Below are 26,410 nucleotides of genomic sequence, written 5' to 3' on the forward strand. Positions count from 1 at the left end.
ACATGCCTCGGGCCCATGGTTTGAGTTACCGCGCCGGCCATGAGGTGCAATTGCTGCAAGGCAGCACCGAGTTTTTTCCGGCGCTGATCTCAGGCATGGACGCCTGTCGCCACAGCATCTGGCTGGAGACCTACATCTTCGATTTCACGGGCAGCGCACAAGGCGTTGCCCAGGCCCTGGAGCGGGCGGCACAGCGTGGCGTGGCGGTGCGTGTGGTGGTGGACGGTGTGGGCACCGATGCCATGCCCGCGCTGTGGCTGCAGCGCTGGCAGGCTGCGGGCGTGCAGTGGCGCGTCTTTTCCCCCCTGGGACCGGGCGGCCTGTTGATCCCCAACCGCTGGCGCCGCCTGCACCGCAAGCTGTGTGTGCTGGATGGGGAACGCCTGTTCTGTGGCGGCATCAATGTGCTGGACGACTGGTACGACCCGCACCATGGGCCGCTCAGGCAGCCGCGCTTTGACCTGGCCGTGAGCCTGTCGGGCCCGGTGGTGGCGGAGGCCGTGGACACCATGTCCCGGTTGTGGTGGCGGCTGGAGGCCGCCCGGGCAATCCGGTCGCGGCGGCTGCCGCATGCCCTGGAGGCCTGGCGTCAGGGTTTGCCGGCACCCACCCCGGGCGCGCTGCGCAGCGCGCCACAGGGCCTGCGCGCGGCCCTGGTGCTGCGTGACAACCTGCGCCATCGCGCGCGCATCGAAAAGGCGTACCTGCGCGCCATCGGGTCGGCGCGCGAAGAGGTGTTGATTGCAAATGCGTACTTTCTGCCGGGGCGAAAGTTGCGCCGTGCCCTGGTGATGGCCGCGCAGCGTGGCGTGCGGGTGCAGCTGCTGCTGCAAGGGCGCTATGAGAGTTTCATGCAACACCATGCGGCGCGCCCGGTGTACGGTCCCCTGCTGGCCGCGGGCGTGGAGATCCACGAGTACGAACCCAGCTTTCTGCATGCCAAGGTGGCGGTGGTGGATGGCAGCTGGAGCACGGTCGGCTCGTCCAATCTCGACCCCTTGAGCCTGCTGCTGGCGCGCGAAGCCAATGTGGTCATTGATGACCGCGAGTTTGCGGCCGGCTTGCGCCGGTCCTTGCAGGCCGCCATGCGGCAGGCTGGGCGCCTGGTCCAGCCTGAGTTACTGGCCCAGCGCCCCTGGCATTTGCGGGTGCTGGACAGGCTGGCCTTTGGTTTGATGCGGCTGGCCTTGTGGCTGACGGGCTACCGCTACTGAGCCCAGGCTCGTTCAACAGGGCTTCAGTGCTATTCATTGTGTAGCTTGAAACCCTTGCGCTGCAGTGGCTATCAGCCCATAAACCCCAAAATTCAATCGCTGTTACCATCCTTGGCTGTTTGGACAGAGTACAAGCCGCAATGAACCCAATCAACCCGGACGAGGGCACCCCCGTCTCGCTGAAAATCCGTGAGCGACTGGCCGCAGCGCGCAAGCGTTTCAACGCCAATGACAACATCGCCGACTTCATCCAGCCCGGTGAACTTGAGAAGTTGCTCGACGAAGTCGAGCACAAGATGCAAGGCGTGCTCGACAGCCTGGTGATTGACACCGAGCGGGATCACAACACCAACAACACCGCCCGCCGGGTGGCCAAGATGTATCTGAACGAGGTGTTCAAGGGCCGCTATGTGGCGGCGCCGCCGATCACCGAGTTCCCGAACGCAGAACACCTCAATGAGCTGATGATCGTCGGCCCGATCACCGTGCGCAGCGCCTGCAGTCACCATTTCTGCCCGGTCATGGGCCGCATCTGGATCGGGGTGATGCCCAATGAGCACACCAATGTGATCGGCCTGTCCAAGTACGCCCGTCTGGTCGACTGGGTGATGGGGCGCCCTCAGATCCAGGAAGAGGCCGTGGTTCAGCTGGCCGACCTGATCCAGGAGAAGACCCAGCCCGATGGCCTGGCCATCGTGATGGAGGCCAGTCATTTCTGCATGTCCTGGCGCGGTGTGCGCGAAATGGACAGCAAAATGATCAACTCGGTGATGCGTGGCGTGTTCCTCAAAGACTCTGCGCTGCGCCGTGAATTCCTCTCCCTGATTCCTCGCAAGGACTGACCATGCTTGTTCGTCTGCTCTATGCCAGCCGCGTGGTTGACAATTCGCCAGCCGCGATCGACGCCATCCTGGCCCAGTCGCGGCAACACAACCCGGGCTGTGGCATCACGGGGGTGCTGTGTTACGGCGGCGGTATTTTTCTGCAGGCCATCGAGGGCGGCCGCTCCGCCGTCAATGAGCTGTATGGCCACATCTTGCGCGACACCCGTCACAGTCAGGTCGAGTTGCTGGTGTACGAAGAAATCTCTGAACGCCATTTTGGCGGCTGGACCATGGGCCTGGTGAACCTGTCCAAGCTCAATACCTCCATCCTGCTCAAATACTCTGAGCGCCCCGAACTGGACCCATATGCCGTGTCCGGCCGCGTTTCCCTGGCCCTGCTCGAAGAGTTGATGGCCACCGCCTCCATCATCGGTCGGGCCTGAGCGCGGTCGGGTGTCCCCGGCGCTCCTGGAGCGCTGGGCCGGTGTCATGAGCCTTCTGTCCTTCTCGCTGGTCATGCTGGCCGGCCTCATCCATGCCTTGTGGAACATCGCAGCCAAACGGGCTGGCGGTGACTCTCGCTTTGCCTTCTTCACCTCGTTCCTGATGATGGGGGTGTGGGCGCCGGTGGGCCTGTGGATGGGATGGGGCGTGGTGGGCGCCTGGGGGCTCGCCGAGTGGAGCCTGGTCGTCATCAGCGGCCTGCTGCACGTGGTCTATTACGTCACGCTGCTGCGCGGCTACCAGCGGGCCGACCTCACGGTGGTGTACCCGCTGGCGCGCGGCTCCGGGCCCTTGCTGTCATCGGCCGTGGCTTTGGTGCTGCTGGGCGAGCATTTGACTGCCTCCAGCGGGCTGGGCCTGCTGGGTGTGGTGTTGGGGGTGTTTCTGGTGGCGGGCGGGCCTGGCCTGTGGCGGGCCGGCCGAGACGCCGAACACCAGGCGCGTGTGCGCCTGGGCCTGGTGTATGGCCTGCTCACCGGGGCCTTCATTGCCAGCTACACCGTGGTCGACGGCTATGCCGTGAAGGTGATGCTGATGTCGCCGGTGCTGATCGATTACATGGGCAATTTCGTGCGGGTGGCCGCTCTGGCTCCCCAGGTCTGGCGAGACCGGCCCGAGGCCGCCCGGCTGTGGCGCCTGCAGTGGCGGCATGCCCTGCTGGTGGCCACCATCAGCCCGGTTTCGTATGTATTGGTGTTGTATGCGATGCAGACAGCGCCCTTGTCGCATGTGGCGCCGGCGCGCGAGGTCTCGATGTTGTTTGCCGCACTGATCGGCGGGCATCTGCTGGGCGAGGGCGACCGACTGGCCCGCGTGGGGGGGGCGGTTTTGATCGCTGCCGGTGTGGTGCTGCTGGGGCTGGGCTGAACATGGCGGATCCCCTGTCCCCGATGTTGCTGCTGGGCTGCGACTTCAGCAGCCGGCCGACCCGGCGCAAGCCGGTGCTGCTGGCATTGGGGCATGAGCGTGCGGGCCGGGTGGTGCTGAGCCACCTGGAACGGCTGCAGACACTGGAGGCCTACGCCGCCTGGCTGGCCGAGCCCCGCGCGTGGGTAGGGGGCTTCGACCTGCCTTTCGGGCTGCCGCGCGAGCTGGTCAGCACCCTGGGCTGGCCCACCGACTGGGCGGCCTGCATGGCGCACTACGCCAGCCTGACGCGGGAGCAGATCCGGGCCGCGTTTGCGGCCTTTTGTGATGCCCGCCCCGTGGGCGGCAAGTTTGCCCACCGTGCCACGGATGGGCCCGCCGGGTCCAGCCCGTCGATGAAATGGGTCAACCCCCCTGTGGCCTACATGATGCATGCCGGCGTGCCCCCTTTGCTGGCTGCGGGCGTGCAATTGCCTGGCTTGTGGCAGCCCGCGGCGTGCCCTGGTGCCCCGACCCGGGTGGCTCTGGAAGCCTACCCCGGCCTGCTGGCGCGCGAGCTGCTGGGCAAACGCTCGTACAAAAGCGATGACCCTGCCAAGCAGACCCCCGAGCGCCTGATCGCGCGCAAAGACCTGATCACCGCGCTGGAGCATGGGCAAACCCGCCTGGGCCTGCGCCTTAAACTGAGCCATGCCCAGCGTGATGCCCTGGTGGACGACGCCAGTGGCGACAGCCTGGATGCCGTGCTGTGCCTGCTGCAGGCGGCCTGGGCACATCGCCAGCATGCCGCCGGTGATCCGCTGTATGGCTTGCCGCCCGGCCTGGATCCACTCGAGGGCTGGATCCTCAGCGCTGCCTGGCCCGCTTGAGGCGAACTGGCACCGAACATCGACATAGGGCCGGGGCCATCGCTACACTTGGCGTATCACCGTGCTTCACCCTGCAGGCCTCAGACCGACCTGCACTGGGAGAACAACACCATGAAATCGACCCGATACTCGTCTTATCAGCCCTTGCTGAAAGTCTTGGCGCAGGCCGCCATCGCCGACCGGCCTGAAGGCTGGTCGGAGGGCGAACTGTGCCTGAGCCAGCAGGGGCCTGCCCTGGTGTGTCGGCTGCGGCGTCCCGAAGGCGGGGCAGAGCAGCCGGCGCCCGCACGGGTGCAGGCCGCGGCACAGGCCCTCGCGCGGGCGCTGGCCCACGATGGCCTGCCTTGGGTGGGATGTCGGATCGGGTTTTTTCGCAAGCCTGTGGGTTGGGGTGTGCGGGTGCGCATCACCCCCAGCCATGGTTCTCCCGAGCTGGACCTGACGCCCGACCGGCCCCCCTCTGCACCCTCCCCCAAGCCGGCCGCGCCGGGCGCTGTGACAGCGGACCCGTCGAGGCTGCCGAGTCTGGATGACCCATTCGCCTTGCAGCCCCAGGCACGGGTCAGCCTGGGTGTGGTCCCACCTGAGCATCCTCGGGCCGACGCCATGCCGCTCTCACCTCGTCCTGCGCCACCTGATCCGGCCTTGCTGGCGGGGCGCCGGCATTGCCCGCATTGCCGCGAGAACAGCCTGCGCTTCGTGTTGCGCGACGCAGGCACCGACCACTACCAATGCGAACGCTGCGGCTACAAACTCGCCATGGTGGCGCCGGAGTTTGGGGACGTGGCCTATTCAGTCAAACCCCATGCCGACGAGCGCGATGGTCCGCACCCGGCGCAGGCTGAGTTGCAGCCCGATGGGCGCATCACCGGGCCCGATTACTCGATGCACCTGAGCAGCCCGGAGACCTTGATGTACCAAAGCGGCAACATGCGGGTGCCGGTTCGGGTGGTGCAGGATGTGGCGCGTGGTTTGCGCGTGCTGGAGGCCGAGCGGCTGTCCACGGTCGACACCCCCTTCGGGGTCCGCATGCTGACGCCCCGTGAGCACGAAGGCATTCTCCAACACCTGCGGCAGTCGGTTCACCTGCTGCCTGGGCGCTACCTGGTCGAGTGAGGGCATGGGTATCTTGCGCTCACCCCTTTCAGGTTGGGTCTTCCGGCGGGTCTGTCTGGTTGGCTGCCTGGTGGGCTGTCAGCTCGTCGGGCTGGCCCAGGCGGGGCCCGCTCCCTGGTATGTGTGGCGCAGCAAGCTGGATGGCAAAGAGGTTTGTGCCCAGGCTTCGCCAGGGGTGGGCTGGATTCAGCAAGGGGGGCCATTTCTGGACGCCGACTGCCGCAAGCTGCCACCCCGCCTGCTGCCGATGTGAATCAGCCTGGCGCAGCGCCAGTCTGGGCCACGACCTCCGCCAGACCCAGATCCTTGTAAAGCTGGGTGGCCATGGCGGCGAGGCGACACGATTCGGGTTGCTGGTTGCAAAGGGGCTGCAGCAGGTTCTGTGCACCCACCCACTGGCCCGATTGCCGCAACGCATCCAGGTGGATCTGGGCAAACAGGTCACGCTGCGCATGGCTGCCACCGATCTCGCTCAGGCGCGGCAGCGCCTGGCCCAGGCGCTGGGCGCTGTGCGTGTACTGGCCTTCGGCGTGGGCCAGCAGGGCTTCGGCGGCAGGCACCGCCACCTGCTGCCAGGCGGGGCGCAGGGGGCCGGTGGCTTGTTCCGCATGGCGGCGCAGGGCTTGCAGCCGCGCCAGGGCCTCGTCACCATGGCCTGCGCGGGCCAGCCCATAAAGGTATTGCAGATCCAGAAAAGGCAGCACATGGTCAGGCCTGCGTTGCAGCAGGTGCTGGCCCAGGTCTTGCCAGCGTGGGCCGACCGCCACGCCAGCCAGTTCCAGCCGGGCCAGCAGCGAGATGGCGTTGATCTGGTCCTGGCTGTAGTCCTTCACCACGCCCCAGACCTGCTCATCAAACAAGCGCAAGGTCTCCTCGGCGTGGCCGCGCTCCAGTTCGAACAAGGCCAGGTGCCACCAGTTGTGGGTCTGCATGAAGGAGTTCAGACCCACCCAGCTGACACTGGCCTCGCGCATGAAGCCACGCCCTTCCTCCAGTCGGCCCTCGGTCAGCATCACGTGGGCCAATGCGTGCTGTGCCCAAGGCTCTTTGGGGCTCAGGCGCAGGGCCGTGCGCGCAGCCGATTCGGCCTGGCGCAGCAGGTGGCATTGTTCCCAGGCAAAAGCCGCCATGCCGTGCAGGTAGGGCACATCGGCTGCGTGGGGCAGGGCGGCCAGTGCCAGGCGCAGCATGCCGGGCGACTGGCCCTGGTTGAACAGGTGGTACTGCCCCAGCTTGAGCGAGGCCAGATCGCGCGGGAACAGGCGCGCCTGCTCTTCGTGCAGGGCCACGGCGCGGGCCAGGTCACCGCGTACCCAGGCCGCCACCGCGGCAATGAAGCGCTGCTCGCGCTCGGTGGCGCCGGCCGCCTGCGTTTCGGCCCGTTCGATGAAAGGCCGGGCCTGGGTGGGGGCATCATCGGTCTCGGCAAACATGTGCAGGGCCGCCGCATAGGCCTGTAACAGCGGGCTGCTGTCTTCGGCCGCCACCAGCACGTTCACACACCGGGCCTCGCAGGCGATGAAGCCCTCGACAAAGTCATTCAACGGCCCCAGGCTGGCCGGGTCGTGCAGGGTGACCGGGTTGCCCAGGCTGTCGGTGGCGGGCCGCGCATCGGATGAAGCAAGGTGGGAGGTCGGCATGAGCCGATTGTGCCCGCCTCGGTGTCCGCGTGCCAGGCTCAGACTCCCGCTTGCTGATGCCGCCATTCTTGTGTGTGCCCGCCGTAGCCATAGGCCGCGGCGCGGGCATCGATCACATGGCAGTAACTGACCTCGTGCAGACGTGGCAACAGCTGGCTCATGAAGGCGTGGACCTCCTTCAGAAAGCGGGCTTTTTCCGCCTTGGTATTGGTTTCGTCGGTGACGCTGATGTCCACGTAGTAGGCGTTCTGATCCAGATCAGCCAGGTTTTGCTGACCGATGAACCAGCTGTCAGTCGCAATGAATTGCACTGTGGTGGCCATCACCGCTTTCACTTTGCCGAGGTGTCGGTGGGTCAGCTCGGTGAGCGCGTGGGTCGCCTGGCGAGCCAGCACGGGATCGGGCTGACCAGACAAGTGGATGACGATATGAGGCATGGTGATCTTCTCGACTCAAGGGTTGGACAGGGGTCTATTCTGGTTTTTTGAGAAAATTCGGAAAAGCAGGAAATAATGTTTGAATCCATTTGATAAACCGTTGGATAGAAGCGATGGCCACACCTGTATTTCCCCTGGACCAACTGCGCACTTTGGTAGCCGTGGTGGAGGCTGGCAGCGTGACTGCCGGCGCCCCGCGGGTCTTTCTGTCCCAGTCTGCGGTGAGCGAGCAGTTGCGCAAGCTGGAAGAGTTGGCGGGGCACTCCCTGTTGCTGCGCTCTAAGTCCGGGGTAGTGCTGACGCCCCAAGGGCAACGCCTGATGGGCTGGGCTCGGCAACTGCTGGCGCTCAACGATGAGGCCTACAGAGATTTGAAGGGGGTGCCTCTGGCTGGACAGTTGCGGGTGGGGGTGACGGACTATTTCCGCCCGTCTGAGTTGACCCTTCTGTTGGCGCGCATGCAGGCCCGCTACCCCCGGGTGAGCCTGCAGGTGTCTGTGCTCAAGAGCGGATTGATCGAGGCGGCTTATGCCGCCGGTGAATTGGATGTGGGGCTGACCTTGCGCGTCGCGGGTGCATCGGGTGGACGGCCGGGCCAATTGCTCAAGCGTGAGCCTTTGCGATGGCTGGCGGCGTCGGGGTGGCGGCCTCCGACAGGCGAGCCGTGGCGTTTGTTGGCACTGCCAGACACCTGCTCACTGCATCAATTCACGGTGGGCATATTGCAGCGACGGCGTGTGCCTTTTGTGCTGGTTCATCAGGCCTCGGGCGTGGCAGGTCTGCAGTCGGCGCTGGCTGCAGGCCTGGGCATCGCGTGCCTGAATGAGTCAGCCCAAGGTGTTGGCATCGCGCCAGTGCCCGAACCCCATGGCCTGCCCGTCTTACCTCAGGCCGAATTCCGGGTGTTGCCGGCCCGCGCCGGGGAAAGCGCCTTCGTGACCCAGGCGCGCTCATTGCTTGTCGCCGATCTTGCCTGAACTCAACCGGGCGTCATGCTTGCGGCGGTTCTGGCCAGGGGCGTTGCGGATCGCGGATCAGCTCGAAGGCTCGGGCCACCTGCAGCACGCCCAGGTCATTGAAACGGGCACCGGCGATCTGCAGGCCGATGGGCAGGCCGGCGCGGGTGTAGCCGCAGTTGATCGACGCAGCAGGCTGCTCCGACATGTTGAAGGGCACGGTGAAGCCAATGTGCTCCAGACCATGCAGCGGGTCGTTGGTGGGCGAGGGGAGCTCGGCTGCAAACGCCGGCATGGGGGACGTGGGCGAGATCACGTAGTCGAAGGCGTTGCAGGCTTTCACACTGGCCAGCCGGGTCTGGTGGAACTGGTGACTGGCGTTGAAGACCTCGACCCCGCTCATGCCGGCGGCGCTGTCGGCCCATTGGCGGATGTAGGGCAGCACCTTGTCGGCCTGGGCGGGGGACAGGGCCGACAGGTCGATGTGCGAGCGCATGCGCCAGTAGTGGTCCATGCCTTCGAGCATGGCCTGGGTCATGAAGGGGGCCATGGGCTCGACGTGGGCACCGGCCTGGGTCAGCAGGGCCGCGGCGCGTTCAACGGCGGCGCGCACCTCGGGCTCGACCGGCAGGCCGCAGCCGGCATCCAGCAGCAGGCCGATGCGCAGGCCACGCAAGGCGTCGACGCCGGCATCGAACTGCGACCAGGCGAGGTCCTGCCAGGGTAGGCTCATGCTGTCACGGGCATCAGGCCGCGACAGCACCTGCATCATCAGCGCCGCGTCGGCCACGCTGCGGGTCATGGGGCCGGCGGCGCGGCCGGTGTAGGGCGGGTCGATGGGAATGCGGCCCAGACTGGGCTTGAGGCCGAAGATGCCGCACCAGCCCGCGGGCAGTCGGATCGAGCCACCGATGTCGGTGCCGATGTGCAGCGGACCGTAGCCGGCCGCGGCAGCGGCCCCTGCGCCGGCACTGGAGCCACCGGGGCCCTTGCTCAGGTCCCAGGGGTTGCGCGCCAGCGCATGGAAGGTGGACAGCCCGGAGGACAACATGCCGTAGTCGGGCATGGTGGTCTTGCTGACGATCACCGCGCCGGCTTCCTTCATGCGGGCGGCAGGCGGGGCGTCGGCCGTGGCCGGGGTCAGGCTGACGGCGGCGCTGCCCAGGGGGGTGGGGTCGCCTTCGGTGGCAATGTTGTCCTTGAGGGTGGCCGGCACCCCGTCGAGCAGGCCCAGAGGCTGGCCCTTGAGCCAGCGCGCCTCAGCTGCGCGGGCCTGGGCCAGGGCGGCTTCGGGCCGGTACAGCCAGGTGGCGCACAGAGCGGGCTCCCAACGCTCGATCTGGCGGATCACGGCCTCGGTCACCTCCACCGGTGACAGGGCGCGTTGCCGGTAAGCCTCGATCAGCGTGTGGGCTTCAAGGTTGTGCAGGGGCTGGCTCGAAAGGGCGGCGGTGGACATGGTTTACCAGGAGAGAGCAGAGAGGTCGTTGACGAAGACCGGCATGTCTTTCCACAGACCCTTGAGGTTCTTGTGGCCGATCGTGATCCATTGCGGCTGGAACAGGAAGGCGTGCACCGAGTCTTCGGCCAGCAGCTTTTGCGCCTCGCCCAGCAACTTGGCCCGGTCGGCCTCACGCGGGGTGTTGTTGATTTTCTTGAACAACTCGTTGAACTTGGGCGATTCGTAGTTCCAGTAGTAGCCTGGCTTGGCGAAGTTGCCCAGGTCGAAGGGCTCGACGTGCGAGATGATGGTCAGGTCGTAGTTCTTGTTGGTGTACACGCCGCTGAGCCACTGCGCCCATTCCACGTTCTGCGTCTTGGCCACGATGCCGATCTTGGCCAGTTGCGAGGTGATCACCTCGCCGCCCTGACGGGCATAAGGGGTGGGGGGCAGGAGCAGGCTCAGTTCGAGCGGTGTGGTGACGCCGGCTTCCTTGAGCAGGGCCTTGGCCTTTTCGGGGTTGAAGGGGTTGATGCCGGTGGTGTCGACATAGCCCAGGGCGCCGGGCACGTAGTGGCTGCCGATGGGCACGCCGTAGCCGTCCACGGCGCCTTCGATCACGGCCTTGCGGTCGATGGCGGCGGCAATCGCGCGGCGCACCCGCACGTCATCGAGCGGCTTCTTCTTGTTGTTGATGGCCAGGATCGTCTTGGCCCGTGAACCCGCCACGATGACCTGAAACTGCGGGTTGGCCTTGAACTGGGGCACAGCCCGCTGGGTCACGCGCTGGAAGGCATCGACATCGCCAGCCAGCAGGGCGGCCACTTGGGCGGCCGGGTCGCCGATGAAGCGGAAGGTGGCTTTCTTGATCTTGATGGCGGCCGCGTTGCGGTAGCCGTCCCACTTGCCCAGCACCACCGAGGCGCCCTTGTTCCAGGCATCGAGCTTGTAGGGGCCGGTGCCCACCGGCTTGGTGGCGTTGGTGTCGGCACTTTTGGGCTCGACGATGATGGCCGTGGCCTGGCCCAGCACGAACAGAAAGTCGGGATCGATCTCTTTGCGCAGCACCACCACCGTGCTGTCGTCGACCACCTGGGTGCTCATTTCGGCAAAGGTGCGCTTGTCCTTGTTGGTGCTTTTTTCACCGCCAGCGCGGTCGAACGAGAACTTGACGGCCGCTGCGTTGAAGGGTTCGCCGTTCTGGAACTTCACGCCCTTGCGCAGCTTGAAGGTGTAGGTCTTGAGGTCGGGCGACACCTCCCAGCTTTCGGCCAGCAGGGGGGTGACGCTGCCGTCGGCGTTGATCTTGGTGAGGGTCTCGAAGAGGTTGTACTGCACCACTTCAGCAATGGCCGAGGCGGCGCCAGCGGTAGGGTCCAGGCCTGGCGGCTCCAGGGTCATGCCCAGGACCACCGAGTCTTTGCGGCTTTGAGCCAGGGCTTCCAGGGAGGTGGTCGCGCTCAGGGCGGCGAGGGCGCCAGAGCTCAGGACAGTACGGCGGTTGATCATGGGGTCATGCTCCAGAAAAAGCCAGGGATGGACAGAGGTCGCGCCCGCGCCGCCGTGTGCCCCGGGGGGCGGTCTCCGGCAGGCGGGTGGGTCGAAATTTCATTGTAGAAGCCTGCCGCCGGCCGGCGATATGCGGTGTCATCATCTCGCGCGTCATGCTGAGTCGGTCCGGCGTGCCTTGCGCTGGCGCTGGCCAGGGCGGGCCTGGGGAACGGCCTGCATCAGGGTCTGTGTATAGGGGTGGGTGGCGGCACTGAAGAGCACATCGGGGGCTCCCTGCTCGACGATCTGCCCCTTGAACAGCACGGCCACGTCGTCGCACAGGTGGTTGACCACCGCCAGGTCGTGGCTGATCAGCATGTAGGTGATGCCGTGGTGGGTCTGCAGCTCTTGCATCAGGTTCAGGACCTGGGCCTGTACCGACACATCGAGCGCGCTGACCGGTTCGTCAGCCACGATCAGGCGCGGGCGGGTGATCAGGGCCCGGGCGATGGCGATGCGCTGGCGCTGTCCACCCGAGAACTCGTGCGGGTATTTGTCGAGATCGGTGGGGCGCAGGCCCACCTCACGCAGCACCTCGCCGGCTTGCTGGCGAGCCTGTTCTCGGGCGATGCGGGTGTCCACCTGCAGCCCGAACAGCGGTTCCGTGACGATGCGCTCGACGGTTTGACGTGGGTCGAGCGAGCCATAAGGATCTTGGAACACCATCTGGAAATGCTGGCGGGCCAGGCGCAGCGCCGAGGGTGTCAGCGTGTGCAGGTTCCGGCCTTCGAGCTCGACCGTGCCTGCAGTGGGCTGGTCGAGGGCCATCACCAGGCGGGCCAGGGTGGACTTGCCTGAGCCGGATTCGCCCACGATGCCCAGGCTGCGGCCGGCCTGGATCTCGAAGCTGACGCCTTGCAGCGCTTTCACGCTGGCCGGCGGGCGCCACAGGCTTTCGCGGGGCAGGGTGTATTCGCGCACCAGCTGCTGCACGCGCAGCAAAGGGGCCTGGGTTGGCGGGATGGGGGCGCGCGCGTTCATGCCTTGGCCTCGGTGGGCAGTTCGGGGCTGTGCCAGCAGCTCACCAGGTGGGGGCTCAGGCCCTCCGATGCTTCGGGGCCGCCCACCTGGCGTGCGACAGGGCGTTGCTGTTCGCATTGCGCTGTGCTCAGGGCGCAGCGGCCGGCAAAGGCGCAGCCCGCAGGCAGGTCGACCAGCTCGGGCACGGTGCCTGCGATGGTGGCCAGGGCAGGGCGCGGCCCGGGCGGGCGTGGGCCCAGGCGGGGCCGGGCGGCAAACAGGCCGCGCGTATAAGGGTGGGCCATGCGGGCGAACACCGCCTCGGTCGGGCCGCTTTCGACCACGCTGCCGCCATACATCACCAGCATGCGGTCAACGTTGTTGGCAATCACGCCCAGGTCGTGTGAGATCAGCATCAAGGCCATGCCGCGCTCGTCCACCAGCTCATTGATCAGGTCCAGGATCTGGCGCTGCACCGTCACATCGAGGGCGGTGGTGGGCTCGTCGGCAATCAGCAGATCGGGGTTGCAGGCCAGGGCCATGGCAATGGTGATGCGCTGGCGCTGGCCCCCTGAGAACTGATGGGGGTAGGCGTCCACGCGCTGGGCTGCGTTCGGGATGCCCACCCGGTCGAGCAGCGTGATGGCTTCGGTGCGTGCCGCTGCGGCGCTCAGGCCCCGATGCAGGCGCAGGGGTTCGGCCACCTGGTGGCCGATGGTGTGTACCGGGTTGAGGGCCGTCATGGGCTCCTGGAAGATCATGGCCAGGCGGTCACCGCGCAGGCGACACAAGCGGCTTTCGTCCAGGCCCACCAGCTCCTGGCCCTCAAAGCGGATGCTGCCGCGCACCTGGGCACCTTCGGGCAGCAGGCCCATCAAGGCCATCACGGTGAGCGACTTGCCACAGCCTGATTCGCCGATCAGGCCCAGGGCGTCGCCTTTGTCGAGCGAGAAACTGAGCCCGCGCACGGCGTCGGCCGGGCCGCGCGGTGTTTGCAGACGGATGTGGAGGTCTTGGACTTCGAGCAGGGCCATCGTTGCTTGCGGGTGGGCGGTTGGATCAGCGTTTGCGCGCGAGGCGAGGGTCGAGCAGGTCACGCAGGCCGTCACCGAGCAGGTTCAGACCCAGCACGGCCAGCGCGATGGCCAGGCCCGGGAACACCGCCAGCAGTGGCGCCTGGAACAGCATGCTCTGCGCTTCGCTGAGCATGCGGCCCCAGGAGGGTTGGGGCGGCTGGGTGCCCAGGCCCAGGTAGGACAGCGCGGCCTCGGCCAGGATGGCCAGTGCGAACTGGATGGTGGCCTGCACCACCAGCACCGAAACGATGTTGGGCAGCACATGGTCACGGGTGATCTGCCAGGTGCTGCGGCCGCAGGCCCGGGCGGCCAGCACGAACTCGCGCGACCAGACCGCATTGGCCGAGGCCCGGGTGACGCGGGCAAAGGTGGGGATGTTGAAGATGCCGATGGCGATGATCGAATTGACCATGCCGGCCCCGAAGACCGCCGTCAGCATGATGGCGGACAGGATGGCCGGAAACGCGAAGGTGAAGTCGGCCAGGCGCATCACCAGTTCCTCGGTCCAGCCTCGGCGGGCCGAGGCCAGCAGGCCCAGGGCCGTACCCAGGCCGATGCCGATGCCGACCGCGATCAGGCCCACCGCGATCGAGCTGCGTGCACCCACCAGCAGCAGTGAAGCCACGTCGCGCCCGAAGGTGTCGGTGCCCAGCCAATGCTGCCACGATGGGCCCTGCAACTTGAGGCTGAGGTCGACCTCGTAGGGCGACCAGGGCGTCCAGGCGTAGGACAGGGCAGCCGCCAGGATCAGCAGCACGGTCAGCACACCCCCCAGCACAAAGCTGGGGTGCCGGGCGGCCCGCTTTGCGAAGCCGGGCGGGTTGGCCGCGGTGTTGGGGAGGGCGCCCGGTGGGGCCGTATGGGGCTGCGGGTTCATATGTCGCTGGCTTTCACACGGGGGTCGATCACGGCATACAGCAGGTCGACCACAAAGTTCACCACCACCACCATGCTGGCCAGCAGCATCACGCAGTTGCGCACCACGATCAGGTCACGGTTGGCAATCGACTGGAAGATCAGCCGCCCCAGGCCGGGCAGAAAGAACACGTTCTCGACCACGATGGTGCCCGCCAGCAGGTTGGCGAACTGCAGGCCCATCACGGTGATCACCGGGATCAGGGCATTGCGCAGCACGTGGCGCCACAAGGTGGCACGCCGGCTCAGGCCCTTGGCCCGGGCGGTGCGCACAAAATCTTCGCGCATCACTTCCAGGACGGCCGAGCGGGTGATGCGCGCCAGGATGGCCGCCTGCACCACGGCCAGCGAGATGGCGGGCAGCAGCAGCGCTTTGAGTGCCTCCAATGGATCATCCTCCCAGCCCGGAAAGCCGCCGGCAGAGAACCATTTGAGGTGTACCGAGAACAGCAGGATCAACAGGATGGCAAACCAGAAATTGGGGATGGCGATGCCGATCTGGGCCAGGCTCATCACCCCAACGTCGCCGGCCTTGTTGTGGTGCGAGGCGGCATACAGCCCGGCCAGCAAGGCGATCAAGGTGGTGATCAGCATGGCCAGCAGGGCCAGGGGAACGGTCAGGGCCAAGCGCTCCAGCACCAGCTCAAGCACGGGGGTGCTGTAGGTGTAACTGTTGCCCAGATCGCCCTGCAGCATGCCGACCACCCAGTGGCCGTAGCGTGTCAGTGCGGGTTGGTCGAGCCCCAACTGGGTGGCCAGGGCCGCCACAGCCTCTGGTGCGGCGTCAGGCCCCATCAGCATCTGGGCTGCATTGCCCGGCAGGATCTCCAGCACGGTGAAGATCACGACAGACGCTCCGACCAGGGTGGCCAGAAAGGTCAGAAAGCGTTTGAACAGGAACAGACTCATGGGCCGCTGGGCTGCCAGGGCAGGGCCGTGGCGTTGGGGTTGTTTCCGTGAAAGCAGATCAGCATATCGGAAACTGCCGCGTCTGGTTGTCGCGCTTGCGGAGTGCCGCAGAAAAGCGACAAATGAATGGAGTGTTCACTTAACCAAGAGGCAGCCGCCCTGCATTTGCGCTGAATGCCTGTGGCCGCAGAGTGGGCAGGGCGATCGCGGGATAATGGAGCCTATGCTTTGCAAGCCCTGTCTACCGTTGAAGCGGCCGTCTGCGCGACGTGCCAAGGAGTGCGCATGGCACTGATGATCACCGATGAATGCATCAATTGCGATGTCTGCGAGCCCGAGTGCCCCAACCAGGCGATTTTTCTGGGGCCCGAGATCTATGAGATCAACCCCGACAAATGCACCGAGTGCGTGGGGCACTTTGACGAGCCCCAGTGTGTGCAGGTATGCCCTGTGGCCTGCATTCCGGTGAATCCCCAGCGGGTCGAGAACTCCGAGACGCTGATGCAGAAGTACTTGCGTCTGCAGGGCGCGGCTCAGGCCTGAGGCGCTTGGGGCGTTGCGTCTGGGGTTGGTTCAGCCTCAGGCTTTGGGGCCGGCTTCGGGGGCTTGGGCCGCGGCGGTTTGCTGGTGTGGATCAGCAGCGTGGCCTTCTCCATCTGCCCTTCCATCAAGGCCGGCGCCGCCTTCAGGGTGCGCTCGATGCAGATCTCGATGGCTTCGCGTTGCTCGGGCGCCGGTTTCTTGAGCACCCAGTTCACCACTTCCGATTTCACGCCAGGGTGGCCGATGCCCAGTCGCAGTCGCCAGTAGCGGTCGGTGCCGAGTTGGGCGTGGATGTCGCGCAGCCCGTTGTGCCCGGCGTGGCTGCCACCGAGTTTGAGCCTGGCTTCGCCAGGCACCACGTCGAGTTCGTCGTGCACCACCAGGATCTCTTCGGGCTGTATTTTGTAGAAGCGCGCCAGCGCTGACACCGATTTGCCCGACAGGTTCATGAAGGTCTGCGGTTCCAGCAACCAGATCGTCTGCCCACTGACATTGGCCCGCGCCACCTTGGCGTGGTAGGCCTTGTCGGGCGTCAGGCTGACTTTCAGGGTGCGTGCCAGCTCGTCAATCCACCAAAAACCGGCGTTGTGTCGGGTGGCTTCGTATTCGGTGCCGGGGTTGCCCAGGCCTACAAACAGCTTGATCATGGGGAGAGATTATCTGCGGGGTCTGATGGGGGTGCTCCATGCAAAACGGCCCACCGAGGTGGGCCGTCTGGCGCAGAGGGCAGGCTTGAAGGCCTGCCATCCGAGGGGTGGGTAAAAACAGGCCAGGCCTGAGATTACTTCTTGCCCTTCTTGGCGGGAGCCGCAGGCGCAGCAGCCACCGGAGCGATGACTTCTTCCACCGGAGCCACCACCGACACCAGAACCGGGTTCTTCTTGCCATGGGTGACAGCCGTCACGCCCTTGGGCAATTGGATGTCGGCCAGGTGCAGGGACACGCCCTTGGTCAGGTTCTTCAGGTCCACGGCGATGAACTCAGGCAGGTCGGCCGGCAGGCAGGCGACTTCGAGTTCGGTCACAACGTGGTTGATCAGGCACTTGTCGCCCTTCACAGCAGGCGATTCTTCTTCACCGCTGTAGTGGAGAGGCACCTTCATCGACAGGCGGGTCTTGGCATCGACGCGTTGGAAGTCAATGTGCAGAACCAGTTGCTTGAACGGGTGGTATTGCACGTCGCGCAGCAGAACCTTGCCTTCTTGGCCGTTCAGTTCCATGTCCAGGATGGAGGCGTGGAAGGCTTCCTTCTTCAGGGCGTGCCACAGAGCGTTGTGGTCCAGCTCGATCAGCTGGGGTTCTTTGCCCTCACCACCGTAGACGATACCGGGCGTGCGGCCCGTGATGCGCAGACGGCGGCTCGCACCCGTACCCTGCTTGGCGCGCTCAAAAGCGACGAATTTCATAGTGAACTCCTGATGGGGTCGACCGCGACCAGTGCGACCCTGATTTGAAAATGGGCTGGCGGCACATGGCCGTCAGCCCTCTGTGTGTTCTACCGAGGCAATGCGGGTCAGTTTTGACCGTCTTGATCGGAGAACAGGCTCATCACCGACTCGCCGCGGGCAATGCGCTGGATCGTTTCGGCGATCAGCGGAGCCACGGAGAGTTGGCGGATCTTGCTGCATTCCTTGGCGGCATCGCTCAAGGGAATGGTGTTGGTGACCACGACTTCATCCAGGGCCGAGCCCTTGGAGATGCGTTCGATGGCCGGGCCCGAGAAGATCGGGTGAGTGCAATAGGCATACACCTTCTTGGCGCCGCGTTCTTTCAAAACCTCGGCCGCCTTCACCAGCGTGCCGGCGGTGTCGATCATGTCGTCCATGATCACGCAGTTGCGGCCTTCGATTTCGCCGATCACGTGCATCACTTCGCTCACGTTGGCCTTGGGCCGACGCTTGTCGATGATGGCCAGATCGCAGCCCAGTTGTTTGGCCAGGGCGCGTGCGCGCACCACGCCGCCCACATCGGGCGACACGACGATCAGGTCTTCGTAGTTCTTTTGACGCAGGTCGCCCAGCAGAACGGGCGAGGCGTAGATGTTGTCCACCGGGATGTCGAAGAAGCCCTGGATCTGGTCAGCGTGCAGATCCATGGTCAGCACGCGGGCCACGCCCACGGTCTGCAACAGGTTGGCGACGATTTTCGCGGAAATGGGCACGCGGGTGGAGCGAGGACGGCGGTCCTGGCGGGCGTAGCCGAAATAGGGGATCACGGCACTGATGCGCTCGGCCGATGCACGCTTGAGGGCATCGACCATGATGAGCAGTTCCATCAGGTTTTCGTTGGTCGGAGCGCAGGTGGACTGAACCACGAACACATCGCGAGCACGAACGTTTTGATTGATCTCGACAGTGACTTCACCATCGGAAAAACGACCCACATGGGCCGCGCCGAGCGTGGTGCCGAGGTTTTTTGCAATTTCAGCGGCCAGACCAGGATTGGCGTTGCCCGTGAAAACCATGAAATCAGGAGGGGTGGCTTGCATGAGCGTCCAGCGGTCTGAAGGAAATTGGCCTGTGCGTGCAAAGAATTTGGCAGGGGAGGAAGGGCTCGAACCCTCGAATGCCGGAATCAAAATCCGGTGCCTTAACCAACTTGGCGACTCCCCTACACAGGTTGATGTCTAAAGCTAGACACCCACCGACAACTTTTCGCTGGAAGCCCAACCCAATAATGGATGGACTTCCATGTTGCTGCACTCTCGGATCTTCCAGATGCCTGGCGCATCTTTCAGATCTACCGAATCAGTGATGTGTGAAAACACAGCACTTCCTGAGCCCGTCATTCTAGCATCTAAATCTTGTTGTTTCAGCCAATTGATGGCATTTGAAACTTCAGGACAAAGTTGCTGAGCAACTGACTGCAGGTCATTTTTACCGTATCGGTAGTGATCAGCAGCGAAGCCTTCGATTGTAGCAGCGTTTTTTGACCACTCCAGCAAAGGCGATGAAAAAATTTTTGCGGTTTCCAGTCCGGCTTCGGGTTTCACCACGATGAAACGCGCCGGCGGGCACTGCGCAGAATTTTCCAACGGCCGGATTATCTCACCAATTCCTTCGACCCAGGCGTTGCGGCCCCGGATGAAGAACGGCACATCGGCACCCAGCCGGATCGCCAGTTCGCACAGGCGTTCGGTGCTGAAGTTGAGCTTCCAGAGTCGGTTGAGGGCCAGCAAGGTGGTGGCGGCATCCGATGAGCCCCCCCCCATGCCGGCCTGCGCCGGGATCTGCTTGTCGATGCTGATGTGCACCCCCTCTTGCACCTGGCCGGCTTGCTGCAACAAGCGGGCGGCACGCACTGCCAGGTCATCGGCGGGCAAGGGGGCGGTCAGGTCGGTGCGTTCGATGCGGCCATCGGGGCGTCGCTCGAAATGCAGGGTGTCGCACCAATCGATCAGCATGAACACCGACTGCAGCAAGTGGTAGCCATCCGGGCGGCGCCCGGTGATGTGCAGGAACAGGTTGAGTTTGGCGGGGGCCGGAACGTCGTAAATCGCCTTCATGGGCTCATTATCCGGCTCGCCTGCGGTTCAGCGCTCCAGCACGATGCGCAATTCGAGGGCAGGTTGAGGTTGCTCGCGCCGGGCTGTCAGCCGCCCGTTGTCAAGCTGGCTGAGGTCGGCCTGCCAGCCGGGCAGGGTGGGCTGCTGGCCTTGCAGCCAATGAAACAATGCCGCGATCGGCACGGGTGTGCCGGTGGCGTCGGTGGCCAGCTGCTCCAGTGTGGCGTATCGGCGGGTTTCGCCCCGCGCCTGCCAGAGGGCTTGATCGGCTGACCATTCAAGGTGAGCCACCGTGCTGCCCAGCGGGCTGAACAGATCGAGCGAGCCTTGCTCGGGCGTGCCCAGCAACTCGAAGCTGGCCGACCAGGATTGAGGGGCGTCGCCTTCCACCTTCAAGGCCAGGCGCCCGCTCCAAAAATGAGCGGGGCGCGGTGAGCCATCGTCGGGCAAAGCTCGCCTGCCGCTGGCGCAGCCCAGCAACCCAAGCGCAGACATGGCGCCGGCTATGAGCAACTGTCTGCGCAGGTGGCGCGGTGTTGGGGTCATGGCTTGACGTTGAACCGGCGCATCGTGTCCTGAAGTGTTTCGTTGTCCCGGCTCAGTGCCATGCCTTGCTTCCAGACGGCGGTGGCCCGGCTGCGCTGGCCGGCAACCCACAGCACTTCGCCCAAGTGAGCCGCGATCTCGGGATCGGGCTTGCTCTGGAACGCCTTGTCCAGGATCTGGATGGCTTCCGGCAAGCGGCCCCGTTTGAACTCCACCCAACCCAGGCTATCGCTGATGAAGGGATCGTTGGGGGCCAGCTCCAGTGCTTTGCTCACCAGCTGGTGGGCCTCGTCGAGGCGCACGCCGCGGTCTGCCAGCGAGTAGCCGAGCGCGTTGTAGGCGTTCTGGTTCTCGGGTTGCTGCGCCATGATGTCGCGCAGCAGTTTTTCCATCTGCTCGAAGCGCCCGAGCTTCTCGGCCATCATGGCCAGGTCGTACATCAGGTCGGTGTCGTCCGGGCTCGATTGCAGGGCCGAGTCCAGCAACTGCAGGGCGGCGTCATAGGCCTTCTGGCTGCGCAGCAATTGCACCTCGGCCATCAGCCGGGTGCGTGCTTCGCTGGGTGTGTTGGTAGGCAAGGTCTGCAACAGTGCGCGGGCCTCGTCGACCTTGCCCTGGGCCCCGAGAATGGCGGCGCGCCGGGTGCGCGCCGTGGCCTGCAGCGAGGGGCTGTCGATCTTGCTCAACCAGGCGTTGGCTGCCGCGTAGTCCTGCCGTTTCTCTGCCAGTTGGGACAGCGACAGATAGGCCTGCGAGAGCCCGCGCTGACGTGCTTCGGATTCGGCTTGTGCGCTGGCCAGGCCGAGATAGTGCTCCAGCGACTTCTGGGCCTGTGCTTGTTGGTTCTCTTCCGTCTGCAGGGCACCGAGGATGAGCCAGGCCTCGGCCAGTTCGGGTTGGTTGACGGTGACGGTGGTGAGCTGTTGCTGGGCGTCGTTGTAGCGCTGGGCGTCCAGCAAGGTGCGGGCGTAGGCAATCCGCATCTCGCCCTTCTTGGGATAGCGGTCCAGATAGCCTCTGACCAGGGGTTCTGCGGTGGGACTCTTGGGGCCCATGATCTGCAGCGCCAGGCGCACCGGCGCCTCTGAGGCCGGTTGCAGCTTCAAGCCGGCCTGGGCGGCCTCCAGGGCCTGCGGCGTCTGGCCGGCTGCCAGGCGCAATTGGCCCACGGCAGCCCAGGCGTCGCCGGCCATCTCGGGGTCGTGCAGTTCTTTGTCGAGCGCTTCTTCAACCACTTTGGCGGCCAGGGCGCGGTCGCCAACCCGCCCATACAGCGCGGGGATGGCCGCCAGCAATTGGGGCTTTTGCGCGGCAGAAGCCAGTGCCAGTTCGCGTTGCAGGGCCGGGATCGAGTCGCTGACCCGGTTCAACGCCAGCAGGATCTGCAGCACGTAGCGATTGGCTTCGCGGGAATCGGGTTGGGCCAGGCGCCAGTTTTGCGCCGCCTGCAATGCCGAGTCGCCGGAGCGTGCCTGCAGTGCGATCTCCATGGCGCGCTGATACAGACGGCTGTCGTTGGTGCGGCGGGCGCTGTCGAGGATCAGAGCAAAGCCGGTCGCAGGGTCAACCCCCTTGGCATTCATTTCGCCCAGCAAGATCTCATAGAACAGTTGGGCATCCATGAGCGAAGGGGGCTCTGGGGCTTCGCGCTCGGGCGCGGGAGGCGTCTGGGCCTGAACTGGCTGAAGAAGGGCCAGCAGGACGGCGGCGGCAACAGGAACCAAGCGGCGAAAAGGCTTCATCGACTCATAATAATCCATGCTTGCAAACGAAATGTGCGATGCCTGAATTACCCGAAGTTGAAGTCACCCGGCGCAGTTTTGCCGATCGCATCGCAGGCGCCCAGGTGCTGTCTGTCAGCCTGGGCAAGCCGCTGCGCTGGCCCTTGGGCTGCGAGCCTTCCACGCTCGTGGGTCGGCAGGTGAGAGGCGTCAGGCGGCGCGGCAAATACCTGTTGCTGGACCTGGATCAGGGCCTGCTGCTGCTGCACCTGGGCATGTCGGGCAGCGTGACTTTTGGCGCGGTCGCAGCCCCGGCGGGTGTGCACGACCACTTTGACCTGCTCACCAGCCAAGGTCTGTTGCGCCTGCATGATCCGCGCCGTTTTGGTGCCGTGGTGCATGCCCGAGATGAGTCGGACCCCGTGGCGCACAAGCTGCTGGATCACCTGGGCCTGGAGCCGCTGGGCGATGATTTTCAGGTGGAAAACTTCCATGCCGGTTTGCGACAGCGGCGCGCCGCGATCAAACAGGTGCTGCTGGCGGGCGATGTGGTCGTGGGCGTGGGCAACATCTACGCCTCCGAGGCCTTGTTCCTGGCGGGCATCCGCCCCACCACCCGGGCTGACCGCATCAGCCTGGCGCGGGCGCGGCGCCTGCATGGTGCCATCCGCGACGTGTTGGCGCGGGCGGTCGAAAAAGGCGGCAGCACCCTGCGTGACTTCAGCAACGCCGAGGGGCAGTCGGGGTACTTTCAGCTGGAGGCCATGGTGTACGGGCGCGCCGGCCAGCCCTGCCGGGCCTGCGGCACCCTGGTGCGGCAGCTCAAGCAGGGTCAACGCTCCACCTTCTATTGCCCGCAATGCCAGCATGCCTGAGTGTGCCGGCATGAGCCTTGGCGCAACAGGGGCCGATGCTATAGTCAATCGCACATCGTTTCGGGGCCGCCGTGGGCACAACTTTCAATGAACAATTCGACCAGCATGGGGCTTGGCGGCGTGATTTTGCGCTGCGCCTGAAGCAGCTGGGCGAATGGGCGCGCACGCACCGCCTGGCAGATGCCGCCGTGCAGGGCCAACTGCAGCGCCTGGAGGCCCAGGTGCGCGCCGACAAGGTCACCGTGGCCTTTGTGGCCGAGTTTTCTCGCGGCAAATCTGAGCTGATCAACGCCTTGTTCTTTGCCGGCTACGGGCGCCGCATCATGCCGGCTGCCGCGGGGCGCACCACCATGTGCCCGACCGAACTGGGCTACGAGCCGGATCTGCCGGCCTGCCTGCGGCTGCTGCCGGTGCAGACGCGGCTTGAACCCCTGGCGTTGGCCGAATGGCGCGAACGGCCCGCGCAGTGGACTCGCATCGACCTTGACCTGCAAGACCCCGAAGCGCTGGCGCAAACCCTTGAGAAAGTCTCGGATGTGATCCGGGTCACCCAGGACGAGGCGCGTGCACTGGGCTTCTGGCATGACGAAACCCCCGAAGACAACCCCTTGCCCGATGCGGCAGGCCTGATCGAGGTGCCACGCTGGCGCCATGCACTGATCAACCTGGCGCACCCCTTGCTGGAGCAGGGCCTGGTGATCCTGGACACCCCGGGGCTGAACGCGGTGGGGGCCGAGCCCGAGTTGACAGTCAGCCTGATCCCGCAGTCGCACGCCGTGGTGTTCATCCTGGCCGCCGATGCCGGCGTGACCCGCTCCGACCTCACCATGTGGCGCGATCACCTGGCGCCCCCCGAGGGGTCGTCGGTGTCGCGCCTGGTGGTGCTCAACAAGATCGACACCCTGTGGGATGCCTTGAGCAGCCCCGAGCAGATCGAGGCCCAGATCCAGCGCCAGCGTGCCCAGTCGGCTGAGATGCTGGGCGTGCCGGTCGAGCAGGTGCTGGCCGTGTCGGCCCAGAAGGGGCTGGTGGCCAAGGTGTCGAACGATGCAGCCTTGCTGGCGGCCAGCCGCCTGCCGGCGCTGGAAGACGCGCTGGGTCAGGGCCTGCTGGGCAGCCGCCGCGCGATTCTTCAGCAGGCGGTGGCGCAGGGCGTGGGGGATTTGCGAACCGAGCTGGGGCGCGTGTTCAACATCCGCCGCCGCGACCTGGCCGAGCAGATGCTCGAACTCAATGGCCTGCGCGGCAAGAATGCCTCGGTGATCCATGGCATGCGCATCCGGATCGAGCAGGAGCAGGGTGAGTTCGACGAAAGCAATGCCCGTGTGCAGGCCGTCAAATCGGTGCACCTGAAGCTGCAGCGCGAGGCTTTGCAGACGCTGTCGGCCAGCAACCTCAAGATCATCCTCAGCCAGTTGGCGCAGGCGCTGCGCCAGCCCGGCATCAAGCTGGGCGCGCGCAAGGCCTACCTGGACACCTTTGCCGAATTGCGCCGGGTGCTGAAAAGCGCCATCAGTGCCAGCGGCGAGTTGCAGACCATGTTGTCGAGCTCGTTCAAGCAGTTCAATGCCGAATATGGCTTTTCGCTGCAGGTGCCCACCGCGCCCGACATGACCCGCTATGAAGCCGAGCTGCTGCGCATCGAGAGCAATCACCTGCAGTACCTGAGCCTGGGCAACGTGCTGCGCCTGGCGCAGCCGGCGTTTGGCGAGCGCCTGGTGCGAGCCCTGGGCACGCGCCTGCGCGTGGTGCTTGAATCGGCCGCCAACGACCTGGAGCTCTGGAGCCGGGCCGCCATGGCGCAAATGGACGCCCAGGTGCGCGAGCGCCGCCGCAGCTTCATCCGTCGGCTGGAGGCGATCGATCGCATCCAGCAGGCGGCCACCAGCCTGGCCGACCGGATTGCCGAAATCGAGGCCAGTGAACAGCAGCTTGAGCGCCAGTCGCGCCAGCTGCAGGGCCTGACCCAGGACCTGCTCGAAGCGGTCGACCAGGTTCCCCAGCGCCCTGAAACTCTCTGAAACCACCACCGGTTGAGCAAATGACTGAAACACTGGCCCAACGGGTCGTCCGTTGGCAGCGCGAGCATGGGCGCCATGATCTGCCCTGGCAAAACACCCGCGACCCGTATCGGGTCTGGCTGTCGGAAATCATGCTGCAGCAGACGCAGGTGTCGACCGTGCTGGATTACTTTGACCGCTTTCTGGTGCGCTTTCCCGACGTGGCTGCGCTGGCCGCGGCCGAACAGGACGAGGTGCTGGGCCTGTGGAGTGGCCTGGGCTACTACAGCCGGGCGCGCAACCTGCACGCCTGTGCCCGCCAGGTGATGAGCCTGCACGGCGGCGCGTTTCCGCGCAGCGCCGAGTTGCTGGCCACTTTGCCGGGCATTGGCCGCTCGACGGCGGCAGCGATCGCGTCCTTCTGTTTTGAAGAGCGGGTGGCGATCCTGGATGGCAACGTGAAGCGGGTGCTGACCCGGGCGCTGGGCTTTGGCGATGACCTGGCCGTGGCGGCCCACGAGCGCCGCCTGTGGGATCTGGCCACCGATTTGGTGCCCGATGCGCCCGAGGGCAGTCCCGATCCGGGTCGCTCACCCGACATGCCGGCCTACACCCAGGGCCTGATGGACCTGGGGGCCACGGTCTGTACCACGCGCAAGCCGGCCTGCCTGCTGTGCCCGCTGCAGGGCCTCTGCAAGGCCCTGACCGAGGGCGAGCCCGAACGGTATCCGGTGCGTACCCGCAAACTCAAACGGCGTGCCGAAAGCTGGTGGTTGTTGTGGCCAGTGGGCCCGCAGGGCCAGGTCTGGCTGCAGCGTCGCCCGCAAAAAGGCATCTGGGCCGGATTGGAATGCCTGCCCGTTTTCGACAGCGAGGCCGCATTGCCGATCAGCCCGGCTGGCACCTCGGTGCAGGCACTGCCGGCTTTTCTGCATGTGCTCACCCACCGCGATCTGTACCTGCACCCGGTTCAATGGCGCTGTGCCCAGGCCGATCAGCCCCCGGTGCCAGGCCTGGAGGGGCGTTGGGTAGCGGCCGCCGACTGGCCTGCGCTGGGCCTGCCCACGCCAGTGCGGCGCCTGCTTGAGGCTCAGTGACTGTCGAGTTCGCGGTGCCGGCTCAGGGTGACCCAGTCGGTCGCGAAATGCCGTGACAGTTGCTCCACCAGGTACACCGAGCGGTGCTGGCCCCCAGTGCAGCCCACGGCCACGGTGACGTAGCTGCGGTGATCGCTGGCCATCGAGGGCAGCCAATTGGCCACAAACTCGGCCACCTGGCGCTGCATCTCGCGCACCGGAGGGCTGGCCGCCAGGTAATCGGCCACCGCGGGGTCCTTGCCGGTCAAGGCGCGGAGTTCAGGCTCGTAGTGCGGGTTGGGCAGCATGCGCACGTCAAACACAAAATCGGCATCCACCGGAATGCCGCGCTTGAATGCGAAGGATTGGAACACCAGCGTCAGCTGGCTGGCTGGCGCTGAGACCAGGTCCTTGACATGGCGCTGCAGCTGGGCCGCCCGGATGAAGCTGGTGTCGATCACATGGGCCTGCTCACGCAGGTCGGCCAGCAGTTCGCGCTCAAGTTCGATGGCCTGAACCAGGGCGCGCTCTTGCGTGGCCCCCTGCGACAGCGGGTGACGGCGCCGGGTTTCCGAGTAGCGCCGCACCAGGATGTCGGTGGTGGCGTCCAGAAACAGGGGCCGCACCGTGATGCCGGCGTCGCGCAGCGCACGCAGCTGTTGCGGCACCTGGGGCAGCGAGGTGGCGCTGCGCACATCCATGGCGATGGCCAGCTTGTGGGCGTGGTGCTCTTGCTCCAGGGCCACCAGAGGCTGCAGCAACTCGGGGGGCAGGTTGTCCACGCAGTAGAAGCCGGCGTCTTCGAGCGCATGCAGCGCCACCGATTTGCCCGAGCCCGACATGCCGGTGATGAGGACGATTTCCAT

General features: G+C 65.5%; 27 protein-coding genes and 1 tRNA gene. 12 read left to right on the forward strand and 16 right to left on the reverse strand.

Going from position 1 to position 26,410, the window contains the following annotated elements; genetic code table 11:
* Positions 1–2: 2 nt before the first annotated feature.
* The 7 genes from clsB (at position 3) to AC07PT_RS10665 (ending at position 5,647) form a co-directional block, all read left to right on the forward strand.
* Entirely contained in the window at positions 3–1,214 is a 1,212-nt protein-coding gene (gene clsB / locus AC07PT_RS10635; RefSeq protein ID WP_494656643.1) for a cardiolipin synthase ClsB, read from the forward strand.
* Between the two features lie 140 nt (positions 1,215–1,354).
* On the forward strand, positions 1,355–2,056 hold the full coding sequence (gene folE / locus AC07PT_RS10640; protein ID WP_492347224.1) for a GTP cyclohydrolase I: 702 nt from the start codon (positions 1,355–1,357) through the stop codon (positions 2,054–2,056).
* A gap of 2 nt (positions 2,057–2,058) precedes the next feature.
* Positions 2,059–2,481, forward strand: coding sequence for a BLUF domain-containing protein (locus AC07PT_RS10645; protein ID WP_027478319.1), 423 nt, complete (start codon positions 2,059–2,061; stop codon positions 2,479–2,481).
* A gap of 46 nt (positions 2,482–2,527) precedes the next feature.
* Entirely contained in the window at positions 2,528–3,409 is an 882-nt protein-coding gene (locus tag AC07PT_RS10650; protein ID WP_494656644.1) for an EamA family transporter, read from the forward strand.
* Between the two features lie 2 nt (positions 3,410–3,411).
* Entirely contained in the window at positions 3,412–4,278 is an 867-nt protein-coding gene (locus AC07PT_RS10655) for a DUF429 domain-containing protein (protein ID WP_492347222.1), read from the forward strand.
* Positions 4,279–4,389: 111 nt separating this feature from the next.
* A complete protein-coding gene (locus AC07PT_RS10660; RefSeq protein ID WP_494656645.1) occupies positions 4,390–5,394 on the forward strand; it encodes a hypothetical protein in 1,005 nt (334 codons plus the stop codon).
* 4 nt (positions 5,395–5,398) lie between these two features.
* A complete protein-coding gene (locus AC07PT_RS10665) occupies positions 5,399–5,647 on the forward strand; it encodes a hypothetical protein (RefSeq protein WP_494656646.1) in 249 nt (82 codons plus the stop codon).
* 1 nt (position 5,648) lies between these two features.
* On the opposite strand, the gene AC07PT_RS10670 is transcribed toward AC07PT_RS10665, so the two are convergent.
* Both AC07PT_RS10670 and AC07PT_RS10675 read right to left on the reverse strand, forming a co-directional pair.
* Positions 5,649–7,034: a tetratricopeptide repeat protein gene (locus AC07PT_RS10670; protein ID WP_494656647.1), complete on the reverse strand. Its 1,386-nt coding sequence runs from the start codon at positions 7,032–7,034 to the stop codon at positions 5,649–5,651.
* A 38-nt stretch (positions 7,035–7,072) separates the two neighbouring features.
* Positions 7,073–7,471 (reverse strand): tautomerase family protein, encoded by a 399-nt coding sequence (locus tag AC07PT_RS10675; protein ID WP_492347219.1) that lies wholly within the window; start codon positions 7,469–7,471, stop codon positions 7,073–7,075.
* A gap of 113 nt (positions 7,472–7,584) precedes the next feature.
* On the opposite strand from AC07PT_RS10675, the gene AC07PT_RS10680 reads away from it, so the two are divergent.
* The gene (locus tag AC07PT_RS10680) at positions 7,585–8,448 is read left to right on the forward strand and encodes a LysR substrate-binding domain-containing protein (RefSeq protein WP_492347218.1); all 864 of its coding nucleotides are present in this window, start codon (positions 7,585–7,587) and stop codon (positions 8,446–8,448) included.
* Between the two features lie 13 nt (positions 8,449–8,461).
* On the opposite strand, the gene AC07PT_RS10685 is transcribed toward AC07PT_RS10680, so the two are convergent.
* The 6 genes from AC07PT_RS10685 to AC07PT_RS10710 all read right to left on the reverse strand — a co-directional run bounded on the left by AC07PT_RS10685 (position 8,462) and on the right by AC07PT_RS10710 (position 15,279).
* Positions 8,462–9,886, reverse strand: coding sequence for an amidase (locus tag AC07PT_RS10685; protein ID WP_494656648.1), 1,425 nt, complete (start codon positions 9,884–9,886; stop codon positions 8,462–8,464).
* 3 nt (positions 9,887–9,889) lie between these two features.
* A complete protein-coding gene (locus AC07PT_RS10690) occupies positions 9,890–11,377 on the reverse strand; it encodes an ABC transporter substrate-binding protein (protein ID WP_492347216.1) in 1,488 nt (495 codons plus the stop codon).
* Positions 11,378–11,530: 153 nt separating this feature from the next.
* Entirely contained in the window at positions 11,531–12,400 is an 870-nt protein-coding gene (locus tag AC07PT_RS10695; protein WP_494656649.1) for an ATP-binding cassette domain-containing protein, read from the reverse strand.
* A complete protein-coding gene (locus AC07PT_RS10700) occupies positions 12,397–13,413 on the reverse strand; it encodes an ABC transporter ATP-binding protein (RefSeq protein ID WP_494656650.1) in 1,017 nt (338 codons plus the stop codon). The genes AC07PT_RS10695 and AC07PT_RS10700 overlap by 4 nt, the downstream gene beginning before the upstream one ends.
* Positions 13,414–13,438: 25 nt before the next feature.
* The gene (locus AC07PT_RS10705; RefSeq protein ID WP_494656651.1) at positions 13,439–14,332 is read right to left on the reverse strand and encodes an ABC transporter permease; all 894 of its coding nucleotides are present in this window, start codon (positions 14,330–14,332) and stop codon (positions 13,439–13,441) included.
* Positions 14,329–15,279: an ABC transporter permease gene (locus AC07PT_RS10710; protein ID WP_492347212.1), complete on the reverse strand. Its 951-nt coding sequence runs from the start codon at positions 15,277–15,279 to the stop codon at positions 14,329–14,331. The genes AC07PT_RS10705 and AC07PT_RS10710 overlap by 4 nt, the downstream gene beginning before the upstream one ends.
* Before the next feature lie 285 nt (positions 15,280–15,564).
* On the opposite strand from AC07PT_RS10710, the gene AC07PT_RS10715 reads away from it, so the two are divergent.
* A complete protein-coding gene (locus AC07PT_RS10715) occupies positions 15,565–15,822 on the forward strand; it encodes a YfhL family 4Fe-4S dicluster ferredoxin (RefSeq protein WP_492347211.1) in 258 nt (85 codons plus the stop codon).
* Here the strand turns inward: AC07PT_RS10715 and pth are convergent.
* The 7 genes from pth to AC07PT_RS10750 all read right to left on the reverse strand — a co-directional run bounded on the left by pth (position 15,813) and on the right by AC07PT_RS10750 (position 21,614).
* Positions 15,813–16,469, reverse strand: coding sequence for an aminoacyl-tRNA hydrolase (pth, locus tag AC07PT_RS10720; protein WP_494656652.1), 657 nt, complete (start codon positions 16,467–16,469; stop codon positions 15,813–15,815). The two genes, AC07PT_RS10715 and pth, sit on opposite strands and share 10 nt — an antisense overlap.
* Before the next feature lie 134 nt (positions 16,470–16,603).
* Positions 16,604–17,227 (reverse strand): 50S ribosomal protein L25/general stress protein Ctc, encoded by a 624-nt coding sequence (locus AC07PT_RS10725; protein WP_492347209.1) that lies wholly within the window; start codon positions 17,225–17,227, stop codon positions 16,604–16,606.
* A gap of 107 nt (positions 17,228–17,334) precedes the next feature.
* Positions 17,335–18,309 (reverse strand): ribose-phosphate pyrophosphokinase, encoded by a 975-nt coding sequence (locus AC07PT_RS10730; RefSeq protein ID WP_019576050.1) that lies wholly within the window; start codon positions 18,307–18,309, stop codon positions 17,335–17,337.
* A 47-nt stretch (positions 18,310–18,356) separates the two neighbouring features.
* Positions 18,357–18,433 (reverse strand) — tRNA-Gln (locus AC07PT_RS10735).
* A 20-nt stretch (positions 18,434–18,453) separates the two neighbouring features.
* The gene (gene ispE, locus AC07PT_RS10740) at positions 18,454–19,326 is read right to left on the reverse strand and encodes a 4-(cytidine 5'-diphospho)-2-C-methyl-D-erythritol kinase (RefSeq protein WP_492347208.1); all 873 of its coding nucleotides are present in this window, start codon (positions 19,324–19,326) and stop codon (positions 18,454–18,456) included.
* Positions 19,327–19,353: 27 nt separating this feature from the next.
* Complete coding sequence (locus AC07PT_RS10745) at positions 19,354–19,821, reverse strand: lipoprotein insertase outer membrane protein LolB (RefSeq protein ID WP_492347207.1); 468 nt, start codon at positions 19,819–19,821, stop codon at positions 19,354–19,356.
* Positions 19,822–19,868: 47 nt separating this feature from the next.
* Positions 19,869–21,614 carry a tetratricopeptide repeat protein gene (locus AC07PT_RS10750; RefSeq protein WP_494656653.1) on the reverse strand — a complete coding sequence of 582 codons (1,746 nt, stop codon included), beginning with the start codon at positions 21,612–21,614 and terminating at the stop codon, positions 19,869–19,871.
* Positions 21,615–21,652: 38 nt separating this feature from the next.
* Between AC07PT_RS10750 and mutM the strand changes: the two genes are divergently transcribed.
* The 3 genes from mutM to mutY all read left to right on the forward strand — a co-directional run bounded on the left by mutM (position 21,653) and on the right by mutY (position 25,565).
* Positions 21,653–22,468 carry a bifunctional DNA-formamidopyrimidine glycosylase/DNA-(apurinic or apyrimidinic site) lyase gene (mutM, locus tag AC07PT_RS10755; protein WP_492347205.1) on the forward strand — a complete coding sequence of 272 codons (816 nt, stop codon included), beginning with the start codon at positions 21,653–21,655 and terminating at the stop codon, positions 22,466–22,468.
* A 71-nt stretch (positions 22,469–22,539) separates the two neighbouring features.
* The gene (locus AC07PT_RS10760) at positions 22,540–24,489 is read left to right on the forward strand and encodes a dynamin family protein (protein ID WP_494656654.1); all 1,950 of its coding nucleotides are present in this window, start codon (positions 22,540–22,542) and stop codon (positions 24,487–24,489) included.
* 20 nt (positions 24,490–24,509) lie between these two features.
* Positions 24,510–25,565 carry an A/G-specific adenine glycosylase gene (mutY, locus tag AC07PT_RS10765; protein WP_494656655.1) on the forward strand — a complete coding sequence of 352 codons (1,056 nt, stop codon included), beginning with the start codon at positions 24,510–24,512 and terminating at the stop codon, positions 25,563–25,565.
* On the opposite strand, the gene rapZ is transcribed toward mutY, so the two are convergent.
* On the reverse strand, positions 25,559–26,410 hold the full coding sequence (gene rapZ, locus AC07PT_RS10770) for an RNase adapter RapZ (protein WP_492347202.1): 852 nt from the start codon (positions 26,408–26,410) through the stop codon (positions 25,559–25,561). The two genes, mutY and rapZ, sit on opposite strands and share 7 nt — an antisense overlap.

It is taken from the genome of Curvibacter sp. GW821-FHT09D12 (genome assembly GCF_059416245.1).

What these genes read in the sequence shown, in the direction of transcription:
- clsB (WP_494656643.1), top strand. Translation starts at nt 3, where the DNA reads ATGCCTCGGGCCCATGGTTTGAGTTACCGCGCCGGCCATGAGGTGCAA.
- folE (WP_492347224.1), top strand. Translation starts at nt 1,355, where the DNA reads ATGAACCCAATCAACCCGGACGAGGGCACCCCCGTCTCGCTGAAAATC.
- AC07PT_RS10645 (WP_027478319.1), top strand. Translation starts at nt 2,059, where the DNA reads ATGCTTGTTCGTCTGCTCTATGCCAGCCGCGTGGTTGACAATTCGCCA.
- AC07PT_RS10650 (WP_494656644.1), top strand. Translation starts at nt 2,528, where the DNA reads ATGAGCCTTCTGTCCTTCTCGCTGGTCATGCTGGCCGGCCTCATCCAT.
- AC07PT_RS10655 (WP_492347222.1), top strand. Translation starts at nt 3,412, where the DNA reads ATGGCGGATCCCCTGTCCCCGATGTTGCTGCTGGGCTGCGACTTCAGC.
- AC07PT_RS10660 (WP_494656645.1), top strand. Translation starts at nt 4,390, where the DNA reads ATGAAATCGACCCGATACTCGTCTTATCAGCCCTTGCTGAAAGTCTTG.
- AC07PT_RS10665 (WP_494656646.1), top strand. Translation starts at nt 5,399, where the DNA reads ATGGGTATCTTGCGCTCACCCCTTTCAGGTTGGGTCTTCCGGCGGGTC.
- AC07PT_RS10670 (WP_494656647.1), bottom strand. Translation starts at nt 7,034, where the DNA reads ATGCCGACCTCCCACCTTGCTTCATCCGATGCGCGGCCCGCCACCGAC.
- AC07PT_RS10675 (WP_492347219.1), bottom strand. Translation starts at nt 7,471, where the DNA reads ATGCCTCATATCGTCATCCACTTGTCTGGTCAGCCCGATCCCGTGCTG.
- AC07PT_RS10680 (WP_492347218.1), top strand. Translation starts at nt 7,585, where the DNA reads ATGGCCACACCTGTATTTCCCCTGGACCAACTGCGCACTTTGGTAGCC.
- AC07PT_RS10685 (WP_494656648.1), bottom strand. Translation starts at nt 9,886, where the DNA reads ATGTCCACCGCCGCCCTTTCGAGCCAGCCCCTGCACAACCTTGAAGCC.
- AC07PT_RS10690 (WP_492347216.1), bottom strand. Translation starts at nt 11,377, where the DNA reads ATGATCAACCGCCGTACTGTCCTGAGCTCTGGCGCCCTCGCCGCCCTG.
- AC07PT_RS10695 (WP_494656649.1), bottom strand. Translation starts at nt 12,400, where the DNA reads ATGAACGCGCGCGCCCCCATCCCGCCAACCCAGGCCCCTTTGCTGCGC.
- AC07PT_RS10700 (WP_494656650.1), bottom strand. Translation starts at nt 13,413, where the DNA reads ATGGCCCTGCTCGAAGTCCAAGACCTCCACATCCGTCTGCAAACACCG.
- AC07PT_RS10705 (WP_494656651.1), bottom strand. Translation starts at nt 14,332, where the DNA reads ATGAACCCGCAGCCCCATACGGCCCCACCGGGCGCCCTCCCCAACACC.
- AC07PT_RS10710 (WP_492347212.1), bottom strand. Translation starts at nt 15,279, where the DNA reads ATGAGTCTGTTCCTGTTCAAACGCTTTCTGACCTTTCTGGCCACCCTG.
- AC07PT_RS10715 (WP_492347211.1), top strand. Translation starts at nt 15,565, where the DNA reads ATGGCACTGATGATCACCGATGAATGCATCAATTGCGATGTCTGCGAG.
- pth (WP_494656652.1), bottom strand. Translation starts at nt 16,469, where the DNA reads ATGATCAAGCTGTTTGTAGGCCTGGGCAACCCCGGCACCGAATACGAA.
- AC07PT_RS10725 (WP_492347209.1), bottom strand. Translation starts at nt 17,227, where the DNA reads ATGAAATTCGTCGCTTTTGAGCGCGCCAAGCAGGGTACGGGTGCGAGC.
- AC07PT_RS10730 (WP_019576050.1), bottom strand. Translation starts at nt 18,309, where the DNA reads ATGCAAGCCACCCCTCCTGATTTCATGGTTTTCACGGGCAACGCCAAT.
- ispE (WP_492347208.1), bottom strand. Translation starts at nt 19,326, where the DNA reads ATGAAGGCGATTTACGACGTTCCGGCCCCCGCCAAACTCAACCTGTTC.
- AC07PT_RS10745 (WP_492347207.1), bottom strand. Translation starts at nt 19,821, where the DNA reads ATGTCTGCGCTTGGGTTGCTGGGCTGCGCCAGCGGCAGGCGAGCTTTG.
- AC07PT_RS10750 (WP_494656653.1), bottom strand. Translation starts at nt 21,614, where the DNA reads ATGAAGCCTTTTCGCCGCTTGGTTCCTGTTGCCGCCGCCGTCCTGCTG.
- mutM (WP_492347205.1), top strand. Translation starts at nt 21,653, where the DNA reads ATGCCTGAATTACCCGAAGTTGAAGTCACCCGGCGCAGTTTTGCCGAT.
- mutY (WP_494656655.1), top strand. Translation starts at nt 24,510, where the DNA reads ATGACTGAAACACTGGCCCAACGGGTCGTCCGTTGGCAGCGCGAGCAT.
- rapZ (WP_492347202.1), bottom strand. Translation starts at nt 26,410, where the DNA reads ATGGAAATCGTCCTCATCACCGGCATGTCGGGCTCGGGCAAATCGGTG.